The organism is Flavobacterium difficile (assembly GCF_011392115.1).
Lineage (GTDB): Bacteria > Bacteroidota > Bacteroidia > Flavobacteriales > Flavobacteriaceae > Flavobacterium > Flavobacterium difficile.
Genome location: NZ_JAAJBT010000002.1, coordinates 287,180 through 305,212, shown reverse-complemented (window position 1 = coordinate 305,212; position 18,033 = coordinate 287,180). Strand labels below are relative to the sequence as shown.

The window sequence follows — 18,033 nt, the reverse complement described above, 5'->3', positions numbered from 1 at the left end:
TTATGAGAAAAGGGGTATTTTTATTTTTTTTATTTAGTTTTTTATTTTGTCTTACTGCAAAAGGTCAAGACTTAATTTCATTTAAAACGTATGATGAATTAGAAACTTATATCAAAGAAAATACATCTAAACCGTTGGTCATTAATTTTTGGGCAACGTGGTGTGCGCCTTGTGTTAAAGAGCTACCATATTTTGAAAAATTAAATACCGAAAATGATAAGGTAAAAGTCATTATGGTAAGTTTAGACTTTGAAAAACAATTGGATAGTAAACTCAAACCGTTCTTAGCGAAAAAGAAATTCACTTTTACTTCCCTTTATTTAGCTGACAAAAACTATAACAATTGGCTACCAAAAGTGGATAAAAATTGGTCTGGATCAATTCCTGCCACTTTGATTATTAATCAAGATAAAAAATTTTTTGTAGAGCAAGACTTTTCTGACTATGAAGAATTAAACGCATTTGTAAATCAAATAGTAACTAAATAAAAACAACATGAAAAAAATTGGAATGATTACCTTTATTATGGTAATGTTAATGAGTTTCACAACCCTTTCGGGTTACCAACCAGGTGACAAAGCAACAGATTTCAAACTAAAATCGGTAGATGGAAAAATGTACAGCATGTCTGATTACAAAGAAGCTAAAGGTTTCATTGTAGTTTTTACGTGTAATCATTGTCCGTTTGCAGTAAAGTATGAAGATCGAGTTATAGAATTAGCTAAGAAATATCAATCGAAAGGTTATGTTTTACTAGCGATTAATCCCAATGATCCAACAGTAGTTCCTGATGATAGTTTTGAAAAAATGAAAGAAAGAGCTAAAGAAAAAGGATTTACCTTTCCTTATTTAATGGATGAAGGTCAGAAAATATTTCCTCAATATGGCGCTACAAAAACACCACATGTATTTTTATTAGACAAAAATTTAATTGTTAAATACATTGGAGCGATTGATGATAATGTAGATGATGCTGCTGCAGTTAAAGTAAAATATTTAGAAAACGCAATTGCCGATTTAGAAAAAGGAAAAGATCCAACAGTAGCCACAACTAAAGCAATTGGTTGCTCAATTAAAGTAAAAAAATAATTACTTATATTTGAATCCAGTATTACTTATAATACTGGATTTTTTTTAATTAGTATGATGAAGTACATTTTTAAAACACTGTTAATCTTTTTTAGTTTCGTAGGTATAGGTTTTTCACAAAGCACTCCCGTAGATGAAACAACTATCACGAAAATAATTTTAGTTAGACATGCTGAAAAAGCAGATGATGGTACGAAAAACCCACCTTTATCTGAAATAGGAATTTTAAGAGCTGAGAAATTAAACACGCTTTTGGCAGATATAAAAATCGATTCTTTATATGCTACTCCGTATAAACGAACGGAACAAACTTTAGAAATAGTTTCTAAAAAAAGAAACCTAAAAATTTCTAATTATAATCCTTCAGACAAATTATTTTCGGAAAATTTATTAAAAAACAAAGGTAAAACGATGTTAGTCGCCGGACATTCAAATACGATTCCAGCATTGGTAAACACTTTGATAAAAAGCAATAAATTCGAGCAATTAGCAGAAACCGAATTCGGAAAAATTTGGATTCTTACCTTTAAAAACAATGAATTTATAGATTGTAGTTTGATCACTTACTAGGTTTAGTTTTACTCTCCAAAAACAAGTAAAACTGAACGCTAAATAAGAAAGTTGCCAAAACCAAGTGTAAGGTCTGACTACCGAAAGGAAAATCGACATACACCATTATTACACCAGAAATGATTTCGAAAAGTAAAATTCTTACGATCCAATTTACTTTTTCAAAACCTAATTGTAAATTTTTATTTCTTAGTAATAAATACAAATTAGCTAAAAACACAACTATCGAAAAACTTCTGTGGAAATAAAACGTAAGCTCTGGTTTTAATAACCAAAGTTCTTTTGGAGCACCTGATTTTTCAACCGTATCAATAAACTCACGAACATAGGTTCCTAAAACCACCTGAACAACAGTAAGTAATAAAACTACAACAATAGTTAGATTGAATTTCTTGTCGTATTTTCTAATAGTATTTTTAACAGAAACTACATAAATCACATACAATTGTAAAGCTACAATTAAAAAAGCAGCTAACATATGTGTAGTAATTTTTACAGGATTTAAAACCGAATCAACCACCGTTTTTCCTAACCAAGCTTGAAATCCCATTAAAACACAAACTAAAAACGAATAGATTACAATTTTTTTATTCTCTTTCCAATATCCGAAAGCTAATATAAATGTCACTACACAAGCAAGTCCTGCTAAAGCACCAAATAACCTGTTAATATATTCTATCCAAGTGTGAGCCGCATTAAAAATGGCATAATCGTGTTTGGTATAAGGTTCCCAATCACTTTCAGAAAAAGTAGTTGTAGAAATAAAATCAGATTTCGCTACTAATAAACCTTCATTCTTAATTATAACCTGACCTTCATCGTAAGATTTATTAGGAGTAAATTCTAACTCTTTTTGTTCTGTTGGTGGAATGTAATATCCAAAACATTTAGGCCAATCCGGACAACCCATTCCCGAGCCAGTCATACGAACTAAAGCACCCGCTAATATTACTAAATACACTAAAACTAAAGCTGTTTTCGCAGCTGTAAGGAAATATTTTTTCATTTAAATTTACCGCAGATTCGCAGATTATTTTTTTGTTAATACTATTCTTTTATGTTCCAATGAAACTTTATTAAAATTTACTAATAATGCTAGTTCATTTCCAGATACTTTTAAATAATTCATACATTGACTAATATGAGCATTGTCAAAAACACTAACTGTTTTTATCTCTAAAATTATTTTTCCAAACACAACAAAATCAGCATAAAATTTATGTTTTAAAGTAGTTTCTTTATAATTTACAAGATATTCCTTTTCTCTTTCGTACGAAATTCCAATTGTTGAAATTCATATTCAATTGCATCTTTATAAACAATTTCAGCAAAACCTTTTCCTAAGTTTTTATGAACTTCAAACAGAACTCCAATTATTTTAAATGTTTCGTTTTTGAATAAATATTCTTCCATGATTAGGCGTGTATTTTGTGTATATGGCTAAAATTAAAAAAATCTGTGAATCTGCGGTAAACTTATATTTTCTTTAAACCCAATTTTGCTGCTCTTTTCATTACAAAATCTAAAGCGGGTTGGTATTCATTTGGAATTTCGCCTTCTAAAATAGCTTCTTTCACAGCTTCTTTTAACACTCCAATTTCTCTACAAGGCTTTAAATTGAAAATTTCCATAATTTCTTCTCCAGAAATAGGCGGTTGAAATATTCGAACTCGGTCCTTCTCTTCTACTTCTACAATTTTTTTACGAACAATTTTAAAGTTATTGTGGTATTTCTGAAATTTCTTACTGTTTTTCGTAGTGATATCAGCTTCGCACAATGTCATTAAATTTTCAACATCTTCACCCGCATCAAAAACCAAACGTCGTACCGCTGAATCTGTGACGATATCTTCAGCTAATACAATTGGTCTTGAACTCATCATGACCATTTTCTGTACGAATTTCATTTTCTGATTTAAAGGCATGTGTAATCTTTCGAAGATTTTTTTCACCATTTTTCCACCTAAAAATTCATGTCCATGAAACGTCCAACCTTGTTTTTTGTTGAATTTTTTCGTTGGTGCTTTTCCGATATCATGCAATAAAGCACTCCAACGTAACCAAACGTCGTCTGTATTCGGACAAATATTATCCACTACTTCTAATGTATGATAAAAATTATTTTTGTGTGTGTGCCCTTCAACTTCTTCTACATTATTCAAAGCCGTTAATTCTGGCAAAATAATATCTAACAATCCTGTTTGAAACAAATGTAAAAAACCAATAGAGGGTTTATCGGATGACAAAATTTTATTCAACTCGTCTACAATTCTTTCTCCAGAAATAATGGCAATTCTATCTTTATTTTTGGTGATTGAAGCTAAAGATTCACTTTCAATTTCGAAATGCAATTGGGTGGCAAAACGAATCGCTCGCATCATTCGTAATGGGTCATCAGAATAAGTGACATCTGGATTCAAAGGTGTTTTTAAAACTTTATTTTCCAAATCTGAAACTCCATTAAACGGATCTACTAAATCTCCAAAATTATTAGCATTTAATGAAAAAGCCATCGCATTAATAGTGAAATCACGGCGTTCTTGGTCGTCTTTTAACGTTCCGTTTTCCACTAACGGATTTCTACTGTCATGTGTATAAGATTCTTTTCTTGCACCTACAAACTCAATATCCATGTCTTTATAGCGCAACATAGCAGTTCCATAATTTTTAAAAACTTGGACTTTAGGCTTATTAGGAAGCAACTCGGAAACATGTAAAGCCAATTCGATACCACTACCAACGGCAACAATATCGATATCTTTTTTATGATTTCTTTCCAATAAGATATCACGAACAAAACCGCCAATCACATAACATTCAAGTTGAAGTTCTTTGGCAGCTTGAGAGATAATATTGAAAATTTTATTTTCTAACTTTTCTTTATAGTTTTTGACCACAGTTTGTGTGTTTTTTTTACCACGAATTCTCGAATGCATTTTCTTAATAAATTATTTTGCTTTGCAAATTTCGAATTTTACAAATGTTATAAAACAATTCTTTTGAACTCGAGAGAATTATTATTAAAATTAACTATTATTGCTAATTTACTATTTGATACTTTTAAATAATTCATTGCTTGTGCAATGTGAGAATCAGAAATCGAATTACAACATTTTATTTCTAAAATAATTGCATCAAAAACTACAAAATCAGCATAAAATTTATGCTTCAAATATGTCCTTGTACTTCACGCTATATACTTTTTCTCGTTCGAAAAAAATCGATGATTTTTCTAATTCGTATTCAATTGCATCTTTATAAACAATTTCAGAAAAACCTTTTCCTAAATTGGAATGAATATCAAACAAGATACCCATCAATATATAACTTTCGTTTTATAAATGATCTTTGACATTTAATTTTAATTAGTGAATTCGTGGCGTATATTTTATTCTTAATATATATTCTAACAGTAATCAATTATCAATTGACTAATTGTCTCATCGTCTAATTACCTTAACCTGACTATCCAATGTTAATTTAATAATTGCCGATGGTTTTTTGCAAACTTTATCGTGATGCAAATTTACAACATAGTCGACTCCTTTTATAATTTCTGGAGAAATTTCTTTAAAATTCATGGGCGTAGGTTGACCCGAAATATTTGCAGAGGTAGAAACTAGCGGACGCTTCATTCTTTCCATTAATTTAAAGCAAAAAGGTTCTTTTACCAGTCTAATTCCTAAGGTATTATCTTCTGCAATAATATTTTTCGCCACATTTTTAGGTTGATCTAAAATCAATGTAGTTGGTCGTTCTGAGTGATCTAAAATTTCCCAAGCCACTTCTGGAATTTTTGCAAAAACATTGTACAACATTTTTTCTCCATTCATTAAGCAAATCATGCTTTTACTTTCTTCGCGTTGTTTTAAAGCATAAATTTTTGCTACAGCTTCTTCGTTGGAAGCATCACAACCAATGCCCCAAACTGTATCTGTTGGATAAAGAATAATTCCACCATTTTTAATGACTTCGTATGCGTTATGAATTTCTATATTCATATTCATGTTTTTTTTTGTAAAGATATTACTTAAATCAAAAATAACCTTTAAAAAAAGATGTTGATGTGTGAAAAAAGAAAAAACACTCGAATTTCATAGTATATCTTTACAAAAATACTATATTAGCAAATGTAAATGACCTGATTTTTTTTTAAAAAAAATTATTTATCTAAGTAGAAAAAATAAAAACTAAATTATTAAGCACTAACTATTTAATGAAAAATGTATTAGTATTTCCATGCGGAACAGAAATTGGATTAGAAATTAATAGAGCTCTAGCTCACAGTACACATTTTAATCTTATTGGTGCAAATAGTTATCCAGATCATGGAAAATATGTTTATGAAAAGTATATAGAATCTATTCCACATATTGACGAACCTGATTTTATAGCTATTCTAAATGAAATAATAGAAAAACTTAGTATTGATTTTATCATTCCAGCTCACGATTCGGTTGTACTAAAACTATCAGAATATAGTTCTGATATTCATGCAAAAGTTATTACCTCAAACTTTAACACATGTTCATTAACACGTTCTAAATTAAAAACATATGAATTTTTTAAAAATAAAATCCCAACACCAATAATTTATAACATTACAAATTGTAATACATTTCCTGTTTTCTTAAAACCTGATGTTGGACAAGGTAGTAAAGGCACTTATAAGGTGAATTCGCAAGAAGAAATAGATTTTTATTTTGCGAAAGATCCTACTTTATTAGCTTTAGAATATTTACCCGGTAAAGAATATACAATTGATTGTTTTACTAACAAAAAAGGAGAATTATTATATAGTCAAGCCAGAGAAAGGGCTAGAATTAATAACGGAATCAGTGTGAATTCTAAATTGGTATTTAATGAAAAATTTCAAAAACTTGCTGAAAAAATAAATTCAGAAATAAAATTTAATGGTGTTTGGTTTTTTCAAGTTAAAGAAAACAACATTGGAGAATTCGTTTTAATGGAAATTGCTCCAAGAATTGCAGGAACGATGGCTTTGTCTAGGATTTTAGGTGTCAATTTTATACAATTAAGTATTTTCAACGAAATGGATATAGATGTTTCTATCTGTATAAACAACTTTAATGTAGAAATAGACAGAGCTCTATTTTCCCGTTTTAAAATAGATTACAAATACGAAAACGTTTACATCGACTTTGATGATACCATAACCTTTAAAACTAAAGTAAATACTGACGTAATGAAATTTATCTATCAATGTAAAAATGAAAACATCAAATTATACTTAATTACAAAACACAAGTATAACATTTATACTACTTTAGAAAACCTTTGTATTCCAACAACATTATTTGAGGAAATAATCGTTCTTCAACCAACCGACCTAAAAAGTCAAGCTATTAAACACAAACAAAAAACAATTTTCATAGACGATTCTTTTGCTGAACGAAAAGATGTTTCGGAAAAACTTAACATTCCATGCTTTAACATAGACAGCATTGAGGCTTTATTAGATTGGAAAAACTAATTCTTATTGAGAATTGATACAATTAATTCTATTTCATTACTAGTCAAACCAACATACAAAGGCAAACATAAAATTCTAGAGGCAATAGATTCTGAAATTGGCATGGTTTCACCCTTTACGAAATCAATCGTATTTAATGAAGGATAAAAATACCTTCTAGGGAATATTTCTGCTTCATTCAATTTCTGTTGTACCTTCAGTAAAGCTTCCTCAGAATTAAAAATTACAGGAAAATAACTGTAATTCCATTCGGTATTTTCTCTAATTTTCATAGCCGAAAGTGAAGTAAAATCTAGGTTTTCCATATAAAAATCCACTACTTTTTTTCGTTCACTAAAAATATGATCTAAATGATCAAAAACAGCTAAACCCATTGCCGATTGCAATTCCGAAATTTTAGCATTAATTCCTAAACCATAAAAATCTAAAGGCCCATTATGACCGAAATTATGACTGTAGTATAATTTATGATATACATCTTTATCATTACAAAACATTGCACCGCCTTCACCTGTATGGAAAATTTTAGTGGCATGAAAACTACACGTACTGACATCTCCATAATTAAATATCGAATTGTTTTTATATGTCACACCAAAACAATGCGCCGCATCATAAATTACGGATAAATTATATTTTTTTGCAATTTTTTCAATGGCTTCAACTTCACATGGATTTCCAAAAACATGAGTAGCTAAAATTGCCGTAGTATTTGGCGTAATAGCTGCCTCAATTTTAGTTTCATCAATAGATAAATATTCTGGATGAATGTCTACAAAAACAGGTTTGCAATTTTCCCAAATAATGGCAGAAGTTGTGGCTACATAGGAAAATGGTGTTGTAATTATTTCTCCTTGATTGCCTAATAATTTTAGAGCAATTTGTAGTGGAATTGTGCCATTATTTGTAATAATGATAGCATTTATTTGATATTTTTCCTTAATTTTCTGTTCCAATTCGAGCGTTAACTCTCCTCTATTGGTGAGCCAAACTTTTTCCCAAGCTCTATTGAGATAAGATTGATAACGTTCAATTGTCGGTAAAAATGTTTTTGTTACATTAATCATATAAAAATTTTAAAATACAAAAGTACATTAAATTAAAAGGTAATTTATAATATTATTTAGCATAAATTATTGATGAATATATTTCATCTAATTTATTAAAAAAAGCAACTTTCCCATTTTTTACAATTGTCTCTTTAGAAATTGCTTTTTTATCATATTTATATTCATTTTGTATAAAATAAAGTATGAAATTACTCATATCTTTATAGTCTTTTATTTGAATTATTTTACCATTATAATCGTCAATCAATTCATCTACACCTCCACATCTTGTTGTACATACTGGAACACCACAAGCCAAAGCTTCAATAACAGAAACAGGCAAACCTTCGGAAATACTGCTAAAAAGAAATAAATTAGTTTCTCTTAATTTTGATGCAATTTCGTTTCTTGATAAACTTTCAAATAAATTTACTTTGATATTTTCAAACTTATAAGAATTAATTAAATCTGTTACTTGATTTGTATTATTAAATCCCCAACCATTAAATCCTATCCAATTAAAAAAAACTTTATTTTTTAATTCTTTGTCAATTAACTTTAAAGATTTTAAAATAGTTATTTGGTCTTTAATTGGGTCAAAAGCTCCAATAGTTGTAATTGTAAATAATTCATTGTTTGTTTTTTCATCAACTAAATAAAATACTTCTTCATTGATACTGTTGCCAACTACTTCAAAGTTTGAATAAAATTCATTTGCTGCAAATTGTCTAATTTTATCATAACTTACAACTAAATTTTTAGAAGATTTAGATAAAACTTGATTAACTAATTTAATTTCATACCTTGTTTTATTTCTTAAATTAAACTGATTATGTTCAGTAAAAATAAATGGTATTTTTTCTATCTTTTGATAATATAATCCTATTAGCCCAGCATTAAAAATACTTTGTGCATGAATTAAATCAATATTAAAATTCGTTTTTTTTAAAAAAACATTAAATTTTTTAATAGAATTTTTTAATATGAGAGTATTAATTTTTTCAGGTAAAAACTTAAAATAATTATACTTAATTTGATAAGTAACAATTCCATTTGGTGCTTTTATTTCTGAAATTTTATTTCTTTTAAAAAAAGAAAAGATGCTTTTTAATTTAATTGTTTTTTTGTTAAAATTACATAAAATGATTGAATATTTTGGTTGCATAATTTCAGCTTGTTCCCAAAAAAAAGAACCAATATTTTTTTCAACATCTAACCAAGAACAAATCATTAAAATATTTTTTTTTTCTTTCATTTCATTTTTTATTTTAACAAAAATAGCCAAATATTATAGATTTATTAGATAGAAATCTAAATTTAATTATATTTGTTATTATTAATAAAATTTAAATTTTGAGTTTATTTAATCAACCTTTACTTAGCATTATTTGTCATACTTTCAACCAAGAAAAATATTTAGAAGAAACAATTAAAGGTTTTTTATTACAAAAAACGAATTTTCCTTTTGAAATTATCATTCATGATGACGCTTCCACTGATAGAACAAGTGACATCATAAAAAAATATCAAGATTTATATCCAAATCAAATAAAAGCAATTCTTCAAACAGAAAACAAATATTCTCAAAATGTTAATATTTGGAGTGAATTTACTTTTCCTGCCGCCAAAGGAAAATATATTGCCATTTGCGAAGGTGACGATTATTGGACAGATGAAAACAAATTGCAAAAACAAGTTGACTTTTTAGAACAAAACTCAGAATTTGTGGTTTGTTGGACAGATTATTTAAACTATAACGGAACTAATTTTACTGAAAACGACTTTAAAATTACGGATACAATTTTTAAAATAGATTACAACAATTTATTTCATCCGTATTGCACGTTAACCTTAACGACTGTTTTCAAAAAGGAAGCGATGGATATCAAACTACTTTCAAGCTTGACTCATTTTAAAGATAATTCTTTATATATGATTTTGTTACGTAAAGGTTTTGGCGCTTTTATGAATGAAAAAACGGCCGTTTACCGTATTCATGTCGGCGGTGTTTACTCTATGAAATCATTATTTTTTCAACGTTATTCCTCCTATTTGAATGTAAAAGAAATGTATGATGCGATTCCAGAAAGTAAAACTAAAAACATTGCACAAAATATTGAATCACTTTTACGTCATGCCGCTTTTGATGCTTTACGAATTAAATATGCTACAAATGACAAACTGACATCAGAAGAAGAAACAGCTCTGAAATTATTTTTTCCAACAGCAAAAACATCGGTAAAATTTAAATATTACAAAAGAATTCTTGAGTATTCTTTAAAAAAGGCATTTAAAAAATAATACGATTTTATCTAAAGTTTTAATTTTAGAGAAATAACCTGAATCGTTTTTAACGTATTTGAAATAACTTAAATTATTCTTGTTAGCATTTCTGATGGTTCTTAAAATGGTTCTTTCGATATGTTTTTGAAATATTTTTTGATTGTAGAATTGTAATACATTATTTTTTTCTAACAATTCGTTAGAAGCAGCAATCGTTTGTTTAATGTCTTCAAAAGATTGCTTTCTTCTTAAGCAAACTGCATTAACATAATAAATCGCATTATTAGAATTTTGATCTATTTCTAATCGCGTTAATTGTCTTTTTTTGATAGCAATTTCTGCGATTCGGAGGTTTTCTTCTTTGGTTTGACTAATATTTCCAGGATGCCATCTGTAGCGGACTAAAGATTCTGGAATATTATAAAATTTTGAATTGGCTATAAATTCACTCCACAAACCATAATCTTCTGCTGGAACATATTTGTGTTCAAAACGCAAATCTTGAATCGCACTTTTCTTAAACATAACAGTTGAATTACCTAAACCACAACTGTGTAAAAATTGTACTTTTAGATCGTCATGCATTACAGCATGTTTAATAATTTTTTCTTTTTTATCTCCAAAAATAGTAAACCAAGTACCACATAAAGCCAATTCGTCATCCGCTTCTAAAATTTGAATTTGCTTTTCAAAACGTGTTGGCAATGCAATATCATCAGCGTCTAACAAGGCAATTAAAGGTGTATTTGCCTTTTCAATTCCTTCATTTCTAAGATTAGCTGGGCCTTCGTTTTTTGATTTTGTGATAACTTTTACTCTATTATCTTTCTTACAAAAATTTTCTAAAATTTTAGAGGTACTATCAGTTGAATTATCATTTAAAACTAACAAGTCGAAATCCTCAAAAGTCTGATTTAAAACACTTTCAATAGCTTCAACCAAATATTTTTCGCCATTATAAACAGGCATTATTACTGTTAATTTTTTCATAATGAAATTAAATTATTAATAGGACAAATATATAATTTATTATGTTTGAATTTAATTATATATTTGTAAAAACTTATAAAATGAACAAAATACAAGTAGGCTTTTTAGTATCATACGATTACGAATTATTAAAATTTGCAATTCCTCCTATTTATAAGGAATCAAATGAAATATTTTTGGCGCTTGATAAAAATAGAAAAACTTGGAATGGTTCAGATATTCATATTGATGATAGTTTTTTCGAATGGATAAAAGCATTTGATACAGATAAAAAAATTGTAATTTATGAAGATGATTTTTATCAGTCTGACTTAACAACAATGGAATGTGAAATTAGAGAAAGAAAACTTTTAGCAGAAAAAATGGGAATTGGAAATTGGCTCATTCAATTGGATTCTGATGAATACTTCTTTGATTTCAAAAAATTTACTACTTATCTTAAAGAAAACAATCATTTTTTAACAAGTAAAGAACACGTTCAAATATGCTGCTTCAAAATAAATTTATACAAAAATGTAAATGGCGGTGTTTTGTATGTAGACAAGTTTGATAAGTTTATGGTTGCTACAAATCAACCAAAATATAAAATTGGGCGTCATGGAAAATGTCGTTCTATCTATGTAAATTCTATTGCTTTACACGATTGTTTATCGAGAAAAAGAGAAGATTTAATACAGAAATTAGACAATTGGGGACATAATGCTGAAATTGATAAAGAAAGCTTTATGAAAAAATGGGATAGCGTTAACGAAACCAATTACAAAGACATTCAAGGTTTTTTCTATTTAAATCCGATGGATTGGAAAACCGTTAATTTCATGGAAGGAAATTCAATGAATGAGGTCTTACAAAACTTCAAAAATGATAAAAACATGAAAATTAGTCAGTGGTTTTTAATGAAAAAAAACTTCGGACAATGGTTTAAATTTTTATTTAAATAAATCAATGTTTATACAATTCTAAATAGTGTTTAGCCGCTTTTTCCCATGTAAAAAATCGTGCTCTAGTTCTAATTTTTTCTAAATACCCATTCGGATTGTTTTTAAAATCTGCCAAAGATTCCAATACAAAATCTTTCATGTAAATTGGATCAAAATTGTCCCAATAAAATGCAGCATTGCCACCTATTTCGGGTAAAGAAGTTAACTTTGATAAAAAAACAGGTTTATCAAACATCATCGCTTCAATTGGCGGTAATCCAAAACCTTCACGAATAGATGGAAACAAAAAGGCAGTACAATTTTGCATGTAATATTGTTTGGCAAAATCGTCAACTTTTCCAGTTAAAATCACTTTGTCTTGTAAATTATTTTCTGAGACATAGTGTTTGATTTCATGACCATACGCTTTATCGTTATTTCCTGAAAGTATTAAAACATAATCATCTATATGTTCCATCATTTTCACTAAAGAAATGAAGTTTTTTCTTGGAATAAAATCGCCAATAGTGTAAAAAAAAGGTTTATTGATTTTAAAATCTGGTTGAAAAGTGTTATTTTCGAAAATCTCTTCACAAGGATTTCCGTTATAAATAATTACTTCAGGAACATTCGGAACATCAAAATATTGATGCGTTTGCGCTTTAGCAAATTCAGAAATATAAGTAATTACATCAGCACGATTTAATTTTTTAATAAAATTCTTATTCACTTTATGATTCCTATCCGATGAAATTTCTTCTACAAAATTAACATCATGAATGGTTAAAATATACTTTTTAGGTTTAAAGAATGGTTCTACTTTTGTGTTTTGGTTTAAACTGTGCCAAACGTCATATCTTCCTTTTTTTCTAAACAAAAAATGACGTTCTAAACTGGTATATTTTACATAAGAAAAAACATTTCCAAAAACAGATTTCAAATCATTTGGTCGTTTTGCATTTAACGTAATTTTTAAACCGTTTAAGTTCTTAGAAGCTAAGGCTTTAATTAATTGAAAATTAAAAGTTCCTAAGCCACCAGCTTTATTATTGATGTTATGTGATTCTAAAAATACCTTCATTGCAAAAAAATTTCAGTAAAAATAGCATCTATTTCTTAATAATTAATTGGTAATCCTTATTTTTGAACAAAAAAGATGCTAAAACTATTTCCAACTTATCAAAATCTTGAAAAAGAAATCAAGCAAAGTCTAGAAAACTTTAGTACTACAGGCGATTTGTTGGTTGCTGGAAAGAGAAATATAATTAAATTATTTCCTGTAAACGATTCGCTAACACTAAATATCAAGTCCTTTAAAAAACCTTTTTTACTCAATCAGATTGTTTACGGTTATTTTAGAAAATCGAAAGCCAAGCGATCTTTTGAATATGCAACCATTTTATTAGAGAAAGAAATTGGTACTCCAAAACCAATTGCTTATAAAGAAACTACTTCTTTTTTAGGATTATTAGACAGTTATTATGTTTGTGAACACATTTATTGCGATTTAACATACAGAGAATTAGTTGAAACCGAGTATCCTGATGGCGAAAACATTTTACGTCAATTTGTACATTTCACATACAAAATGCATGAAAACGGCATTGAATTTAAAGACCATACACCTGGAAATACTTTGATAAAAAACAATTTTGATGGTACTTATAATTTTTATTTGGTAGATTTAAATCGAATGAACTTTCACAAATCAATGGATTTTGCTACTCGAATGAAAAACCTTTCAAAAATAACACCAAAGCAAAAAATGGTAGCCATAATGAGTAATGAATACGCAAAAATTTCTGGTTTTGATGAAAAATCAGTTTTTGAAACAATGTGGCAATTTACACAAGAATTCCAACTCGGAATTATTAAGAAGAAAAACTTAAAAAAGAAGTTAAAATTTTGGAAAAAGTAGTATTTTAACCTACTTAAAATCTTACATGAAACTATCAGTAATTATTACAACTTACAATTCGGAAACATGGCTTAAAAAAGTACTGTTTGGTTATTTGAATCAGACAGAAACCGATTTTGAAATTGTTATTGCAGATGATGGTTCCACTCCAAAAACAAAACAATTAATTGCTGAATTTTCGCCAAAATTTAAACACCAAATTGTTCACGTTTGGCATGAAGATCAGGGTTTTCAGAAATGTAAAATTTTAAACAAAGCCATTCTAAAAACATCTGCAAATTACTTACTTTTTACTGATGGTGATTGTATTCCGAGAGAAGACTTTGTTGCTACACACCTAAAGCATCAAGAAGAAGGTTTCTTTTTATCTGGTGGTTATTTTAAATTACCCATGACAACTTCCAAATTAATTGAAAAAGAAGATATTTTATCTAAAAATTGTTTCAATTTATTTTGGTTGGCTAAAAACGGTGTTACAACCAATTTTAAACTCACAAAATTAATCCGATTTAAACCATTTATTCTTTTTATGAATTGGATTACGCCAACCAAAAAAACGTTTAACGGACATAACACTTCTTGTTATAAATCAGATTTAATTGCGGTAAATGGATTTAATGAAGACATGCAATATGGTGGTTTAGATAGAGAAATTGGAGAAAGAATGTTTAATTTAGGAATTCGCGCCAAACAAATTAGATATGCGGCAATATGTTTGCATTTAGAACATTCTAGAGCGTATTACAGTAAAGAAAAATTTTACGAAAACTTGAAAATTCGAGAATATAACATAAAAAACAAAGTCATTACCACTAAAAATGGACTCAACCAATATGTTTAGCTAAAAACGTTTTCAATAGATTTAAAAAAAGTTCTGGAATAAATTGTTGGTATAAAAAGGTATTTTGCGCTTTGATTTCTTTTGGCGTTTTATTTGCAAATAATTCTGGTTTAAATTCGTTCAAATGAAATGAAATATGAGTAATTCCATCTTCAATTAATGCCCAACCTTTTTTATCGATCCAAGGTGAAAACACAACAAATGAAGGCTTGTGAAGAGCTTTTGCCATATTTATAGCGCCGCCATCATTACCCACAATAATATCACACTTATCCATAATCGCAATAAACTCACGTATTGAACCACCAATTACTTCAAAATAAATACTTTCTTGAGTAGTCGATTTACATAAATTATATAAAGCTTTAGCGTGATCAATTTGTTTCGGAATATAATTAAAAAGTATATTTACAGCACAATTTTCAGCAATAAAATCTAGGATTTGAGCCATGTATTCAAATGGGTATGTTTTATCTAAATCGCTTCCGATTATACTAACCATTACTGTTTTTTTGGAAGCCTCTATATGGTGCTTCTCAAAGATAGATTGTGCTAATCTTTTTTCTGTATCACTAACATGAATGGTAGGAAATGTAACCTTTCTGTTGTTAATTTTTAAAGGTTCTAGTAAAGCTAAACGCTGTTCTATAATAGTTCCTAAATTACTAGAATAGTCATCTCTTCTCTTTACCACATCCGTATAAATAAAATTCCTTCCTTTTTTTTCGAAAGAAATTGTTTTTGTAGCACCTGAAAAATAAACCAATAACCAACTTTCTAGTTTGGAATACGGATCGATTATAAGATCATATTTTGCTTTTCTAATCTTTAATATAAACTTAAATAATTCCCATTTACTCTTACGTTGTTTTTCTGAAAATAAAATTAAATTATCGATATACGTTGCACCATCTACAACCGTTTTCGTACTGTCGTAAATTAAATAATCAATTTGAGCATTAGGATAAGCATATCTCAAATTTTCACATAAGATAGAACTCACCAACACATCACCAATCATTTTTTGTTGAATTACTAATATTTTCATGATTTTAAAACTGTGAATTTTGTAGCTCTCGGACTAATAAAAGTATTATTTTTTACTACGCTAAATAAATAAGAGAAATAATTTTTAAGAATTAGCTTATTGACTTGTAGTTTTGGTATGAAAAATAAGGGTAAAGCAATAATACTAAAGAGTAATTTTTCTAGTAATACCCCGAAAATCAATCTAGTATGTAACAAAAATACACTAAATTTTGAAAAATTATTTTGAATATAAGAATGCTTAGAAATGATTACTTCGGTTTTGGTTAGCGCTTTTGTTGTGATGTTAATTCTAGAAGCGCCACCATGTTTATGAAAAATAGTTGCTTTTTTATATACTGCTATTTTACCATTGGCATCGGAAATTCGTTTACACAAATCGACATCTTCCATGTACATCCAAAAATCTTCATTCCAACCTGAAACTTTATCAAACCATTTTTTACTGAGTAAAACAACGGCTCCAGTGATCCATTCTGGATACAAAAAAGTATCATTCTCTTGAAAAATAGTAGCAATTTTATTTTTGAAAATCCATTTATAAATTGCCCTTGGTAAACCAAAAAAAGTATAGAATCGGGGTAATAAATTATGTTGCTTATATAATTTACCATTTTCATCAATTTGCAAACACGATAAAACGGCAATTTCGTTTTGATGGTTTACATAAGCTTTAAAAAAAGATTCTAAATTATGTTTGTCCACTTTTGTATCTGGGTTCAAAAACAAATAATAATCTGAAGAAGCATTTGCTGCACCCAAATTACATCCATTTGCAAAGCCATTATTTCCAGAATTTAGAATAAATTTAAAGTTAGAAAAGTTCTCTTTAAAAACTTCAAATTGTCCGTCATTCGAACAATTGTCAACCACAATAACTTCTAAGGAAATTTCTTCAGAATAAAATTTGAGTGAATTCAAACATTCTTCTAAAGCATTCCAGCCTTTATAGTTGACAATTATTACGGATAATTTATTCAAGATTATACTGCTACGTTATATTCACGTAAAGCATCATTTAAAGATGTTTTTAAATCTGTTGATGCTTTTCTTTGCCCGATAATTAAAGCACAAGGCACTTGAAAATCACCAGCAGGGAATTTTTTAGTATAAGTTCCAGGAATTACTACAGAACGCGCTGGCACTACACCTTTATATTCAATTGGTTCATTTCCAGTAACATCAATAATTTTAGTAGAAGCAGTTAAACAAACATTTGCACCTAAAACTGCTTCTTTTTCAACACGTACACCTTCTACAACAATGCAACGTGAGCCGATAAAAGCACCATCTTCAATAATTACCGGAGCTGCTTGTAATGGTTCTAAAACACCACCAATACCTACTCCACCACTTAAATGTACATGTTTACCAATTTGTGCACAACTTCCAACAGTTGCCCAAGTATCAACCATTGTTCCCTCGTCTACATAAGCACCAATATTAACATAAGATGGCATTAAAATTACACCTGAAGAAATATACGCACCGTGTCGCGCCACAGCATTTGGTACTACTCTAATACCTCTTTCTGCATAGTTTCTTTTTAACGGAATTTTATCATGATATTCGAAAATTCCAGCTTCTAAAGTTTCCATTTTCTGAATAGGAAAATACATTACTACTGCTTTTTTTACCCATTCGTTAACTTGCCAACCGTTTTCTGTAGGTTCTGCAACTCTTAAAGTTCCGTGGTCTAATAAATCTACGACTTCTTTAATGGCATTTTGAGTAGTTTCTTCTTGAAGTAGTGCACGATTATCCCATGCGTTCTCTATAATAGATTGTAAATTTGTCATGTTTCTTTTTTTTAACAAAGATAAAATTTCCAA

18 protein-coding genes and 2 pseudogenes are annotated in these 18,033 nt (G+C 28.5%); 8 read left to right on the top strand and 12 right to left on the bottom strand.

The annotated features are described in order from the left end of the window. Nucleotides 1-2 precede the first annotated feature (2 nt). The 3 genes from G4D72_RS04365 to G4D72_RS04355 are packed head-to-tail and all read left to right on the top strand — an operon-like array spanning nt 3 to nt 1,659. Complete coding sequence (locus tag G4D72_RS04365) at nt 3-488, top strand: TlpA family protein disulfide reductase (protein WP_166076394.1); 486 nt, start codon at nt 3-5, stop codon at nt 486-488. 7 nt (nt 489-495) lie between these two features. After that, complete coding sequence (locus G4D72_RS04360) at nt 496-1,089, top strand: thioredoxin family protein (protein WP_166076393.1); 594 nt, start codon at nt 496-498, stop codon at nt 1,087-1,089. Nucleotides 1,090-1,143: 54 nt separating this feature from the next. After that, nucleotides 1,144-1,659 (top strand): SixA phosphatase family protein, encoded by a 516-nt coding sequence (locus G4D72_RS04355; protein ID WP_166076392.1) that lies wholly within the window; start codon nt 1,144-1,146, stop codon nt 1,657-1,659. On the opposite strand, the gene G4D72_RS04350 is transcribed toward G4D72_RS04355, so the two are convergent. The 5 genes and pseudogenes from G4D72_RS04350 to G4D72_RS04330 form a co-directional block, all read right to left on the bottom strand. Beyond that, nucleotides 1,649-2,665 carry a COX15/CtaA family protein gene (locus G4D72_RS04350; RefSeq protein ID WP_166076391.1) on the bottom strand — a complete coding sequence of 339 codons (1,017 nt, stop codon included), beginning with the start codon at nt 2,663-2,665 and terminating at the stop codon, nt 1,649-1,651. The genes G4D72_RS04355 and G4D72_RS04350 overlap by 11 nt on opposite strands. Before the next feature lie 24 nt (nt 2,666-2,689). Continuing rightward, nucleotides 2,690-3,072: pseudogene (locus tag G4D72_RS04345) on the bottom strand (GxxExxY protein). Nucleotides 3,073-3,134: 62 nt separating this feature from the next. Further along, nucleotides 3,135-4,595, bottom strand: a complete 1,461-nt coding sequence (locus G4D72_RS04340) for a CCA tRNA nucleotidyltransferase (protein ID WP_166076390.1) — start codon at nt 4,593-4,595, stop codon at nt 3,135-3,137. A 47-nt stretch (nt 4,596-4,642) separates the two neighbouring features. Further along, a pseudogene (locus tag G4D72_RS04335) lies at nt 4,643-4,976 on the bottom strand (GxxExxY protein). 123 nt (nt 4,977-5,099) lie between these two features. Further along, a complete protein-coding gene (locus G4D72_RS04330; RefSeq protein ID WP_166076389.1) occupies nt 5,100-5,666 on the bottom strand; it encodes an L-threonylcarbamoyladenylate synthase in 567 nt (188 codons plus the stop codon). A 209-nt stretch (nt 5,667-5,875) separates the two neighbouring features. On the opposite strand from G4D72_RS04330, the gene G4D72_RS04325 reads away from it, so the two are divergent. Beyond that, a complete protein-coding gene (locus G4D72_RS04325; protein ID WP_166076388.1) occupies nt 5,876-7,153 on the top strand; it encodes an ATP-grasp domain-containing protein in 1,278 nt (425 codons plus the stop codon). Here the strand turns inward: G4D72_RS04325 and G4D72_RS04320 are convergent. Continuing rightward, nucleotides 7,150-8,220 carry a DegT/DnrJ/EryC1/StrS family aminotransferase gene (locus tag G4D72_RS04320; RefSeq protein WP_166076387.1) on the bottom strand — a complete coding sequence of 357 codons (1,071 nt, stop codon included), beginning with the start codon at nt 8,218-8,220 and terminating at the stop codon, nt 7,150-7,152. The genes G4D72_RS04325 and G4D72_RS04320 overlap by 4 nt on opposite strands. A gap of 52 nt (nt 8,221-8,272) precedes the next feature. Beyond that, a complete protein-coding gene (locus G4D72_RS04315) occupies nt 8,273-9,457 on the bottom strand; it encodes a glycosyltransferase family 4 protein (RefSeq protein WP_166076386.1) in 1,185 nt (394 codons plus the stop codon). A gap of 98 nt (nt 9,458-9,555) precedes the next feature. Between G4D72_RS04315 and G4D72_RS04310 the strand changes: the two genes are divergently transcribed. Further along, the gene (locus G4D72_RS04310; RefSeq protein ID WP_166076385.1) at nt 9,556-10,503 is read left to right on the top strand and encodes a glycosyltransferase family 2 protein; all 948 of its coding nucleotides are present in this window, start codon (nt 9,556-9,558) and stop codon (nt 10,501-10,503) included. Here the strand turns inward: G4D72_RS04310 and G4D72_RS04305 are convergent. After that, nucleotides 10,480-11,475: a glycosyltransferase family 2 protein gene (locus G4D72_RS04305; protein ID WP_166076384.1), complete on the bottom strand. Its 996-nt coding sequence runs from the start codon at nt 11,473-11,475 to the stop codon at nt 10,480-10,482. The two genes, G4D72_RS04310 and G4D72_RS04305, sit on opposite strands and share 24 nt — an antisense overlap. An 80-nt stretch (nt 11,476-11,555) precedes the next feature. Here G4D72_RS04305 and G4D72_RS04300 point away from each other — a divergent pair, with 80 nt between their 5' ends. Beyond that, a complete protein-coding gene (locus tag G4D72_RS04300; protein ID WP_166076383.1) occupies nt 11,556-12,416 on the top strand; it encodes a hypothetical protein in 861 nt (286 codons plus the stop codon). Nucleotide 12,417: 1 nt separating this feature from the next. On the opposite strand, the gene G4D72_RS04295 is transcribed toward G4D72_RS04300, so the two are convergent. After that, a complete protein-coding gene (locus G4D72_RS04295; RefSeq protein WP_166076382.1) occupies nt 12,418-13,476 on the bottom strand; it encodes a glycosyltransferase family 4 protein in 1,059 nt (352 codons plus the stop codon). Nucleotides 13,477-13,551: 75 nt separating this feature from the next. Here G4D72_RS04295 and G4D72_RS04290 point away from each other — a divergent pair, with 75 nt between their 5' ends. Together G4D72_RS04290 and G4D72_RS04285 are read left to right on the top strand one after the other, a co-directional pair. Continuing rightward, nucleotides 13,552-14,313, top strand: coding sequence for a Kdo domain containing protein (locus G4D72_RS04290; RefSeq protein WP_166076381.1), 762 nt, complete (start codon nt 13,552-13,554; stop codon nt 14,311-14,313). Nucleotides 14,314-14,338: 25 nt separating this feature from the next. Continuing rightward, nucleotides 14,339-15,154 (top strand): glycosyltransferase family 2 protein, encoded by an 816-nt coding sequence (locus G4D72_RS04285; protein ID WP_166076380.1) that lies wholly within the window; start codon nt 14,339-14,341, stop codon nt 15,152-15,154. Here G4D72_RS04285 and G4D72_RS04280 read toward each other — a convergent pair. From G4D72_RS04280 to G4D72_RS04270, 3 genes are read right to left on the bottom strand one after another with little or no spacing between them, the layout of a single operon-like run. Further along, complete coding sequence (locus tag G4D72_RS04280; protein WP_235922446.1) at nt 15,138-16,202, bottom strand: glycosyltransferase family 9 protein; 1,065 nt, start codon at nt 16,200-16,202, stop codon at nt 15,138-15,140. The genes G4D72_RS04285 and G4D72_RS04280 overlap by 17 nt on opposite strands. Then, complete coding sequence (locus tag G4D72_RS04275) at nt 16,199-17,182, bottom strand: glycosyltransferase family 2 protein (protein ID WP_166076379.1); 984 nt, start codon at nt 17,180-17,182, stop codon at nt 16,199-16,201. Before G4D72_RS04275 ends, G4D72_RS04280 begins: the two co-directional genes overlap by 4 nt. 2 nt (nt 17,183-17,184) lie before the next feature. Further along, nucleotides 17,185-18,000 (bottom strand): 2,3,4,5-tetrahydropyridine-2,6-dicarboxylate N-succinyltransferase, encoded by an 816-nt coding sequence (locus tag G4D72_RS04270; protein ID WP_166076378.1) that lies wholly within the window; start codon nt 17,998-18,000, stop codon nt 17,185-17,187. Between the last annotated feature and the right edge of the window lie 33 nt (nt 18,001-18,033).

Coding starts and splice junctions, on each gene's coding strand:
- G4D72_RS04365 (WP_166076394.1), top strand. CDS start 3: ATGAGAAAAGGGGTATTTTTATTTTTTTTATTTAGTTTTTTATTTTGT.
- G4D72_RS04360 (WP_166076393.1), top strand. CDS start 496: ATGAAAAAAATTGGAATGATTACCTTTATTATGGTAATGTTAATGAGT.
- G4D72_RS04355 (WP_166076392.1), top strand. CDS start 1,144: ATGATGAAGTACATTTTTAAAACACTGTTAATCTTTTTTAGTTTCGTA.
- G4D72_RS04350 (WP_166076391.1), bottom strand. CDS start 2,665: ATGAAAAAATATTTCCTTACAGCTGCGAAAACAGCTTTAGTTTTAGTG.
- G4D72_RS04340 (WP_166076390.1), bottom strand. CDS start 4,595: ATGCATTCGAGAATTCGTGGTAAAAAAAACACACAAACTGTGGTCAAA.
- G4D72_RS04330 (WP_166076389.1), bottom strand. CDS start 5,666: ATGAATATGAATATAGAAATTCATAACGCATACGAAGTCATTAAAAAT.
- G4D72_RS04325 (WP_166076388.1), top strand. CDS start 5,876: ATGAAAAATGTATTAGTATTTCCATGCGGAACAGAAATTGGATTAGAA.
- G4D72_RS04320 (WP_166076387.1), bottom strand. CDS start 8,220: ATGATTAATGTAACAAAAACATTTTTACCGACAATTGAACGTTATCAA.
- G4D72_RS04315 (WP_166076386.1), bottom strand. CDS start 9,457: ATGAAAGAAAAAAAAAATATTTTAATGATTTGTTCTTGGTTAGATGTT.
- G4D72_RS04305 (WP_166076384.1), bottom strand. CDS start 11,475: ATGAAAAAATTAACAGTAATAATGCCTGTTTATAATGGCGAAAAATAT.
- G4D72_RS04300 (WP_166076383.1), top strand. CDS start 11,556: ATGAACAAAATACAAGTAGGCTTTTTAGTATCATACGATTACGAATTA.
- G4D72_RS04295 (WP_166076382.1), bottom strand. CDS start 13,476: ATGAAGGTATTTTTAGAATCACATAACATCAATAATAAAGCTGGTGGC.
- G4D72_RS04290 (WP_166076381.1), top strand. CDS start 13,552: ATGCTAAAACTATTTCCAACTTATCAAAATCTTGAAAAAGAAATCAAG.
- G4D72_RS04285 (WP_166076380.1), top strand. CDS start 14,339: ATGAAACTATCAGTAATTATTACAACTTACAATTCGGAAACATGGCTT.
- G4D72_RS04280 (WP_235922446.1), bottom strand. CDS start 16,202: ATGAAAATATTAGTAATTCAACAAAAAATGATTGGTGATGTGTTGGTG.
- G4D72_RS04270 (WP_166076378.1), bottom strand. CDS start 18,000: ATGACAAATTTACAATCTATTATAGAGAACGCATGGGATAATCGTGCA.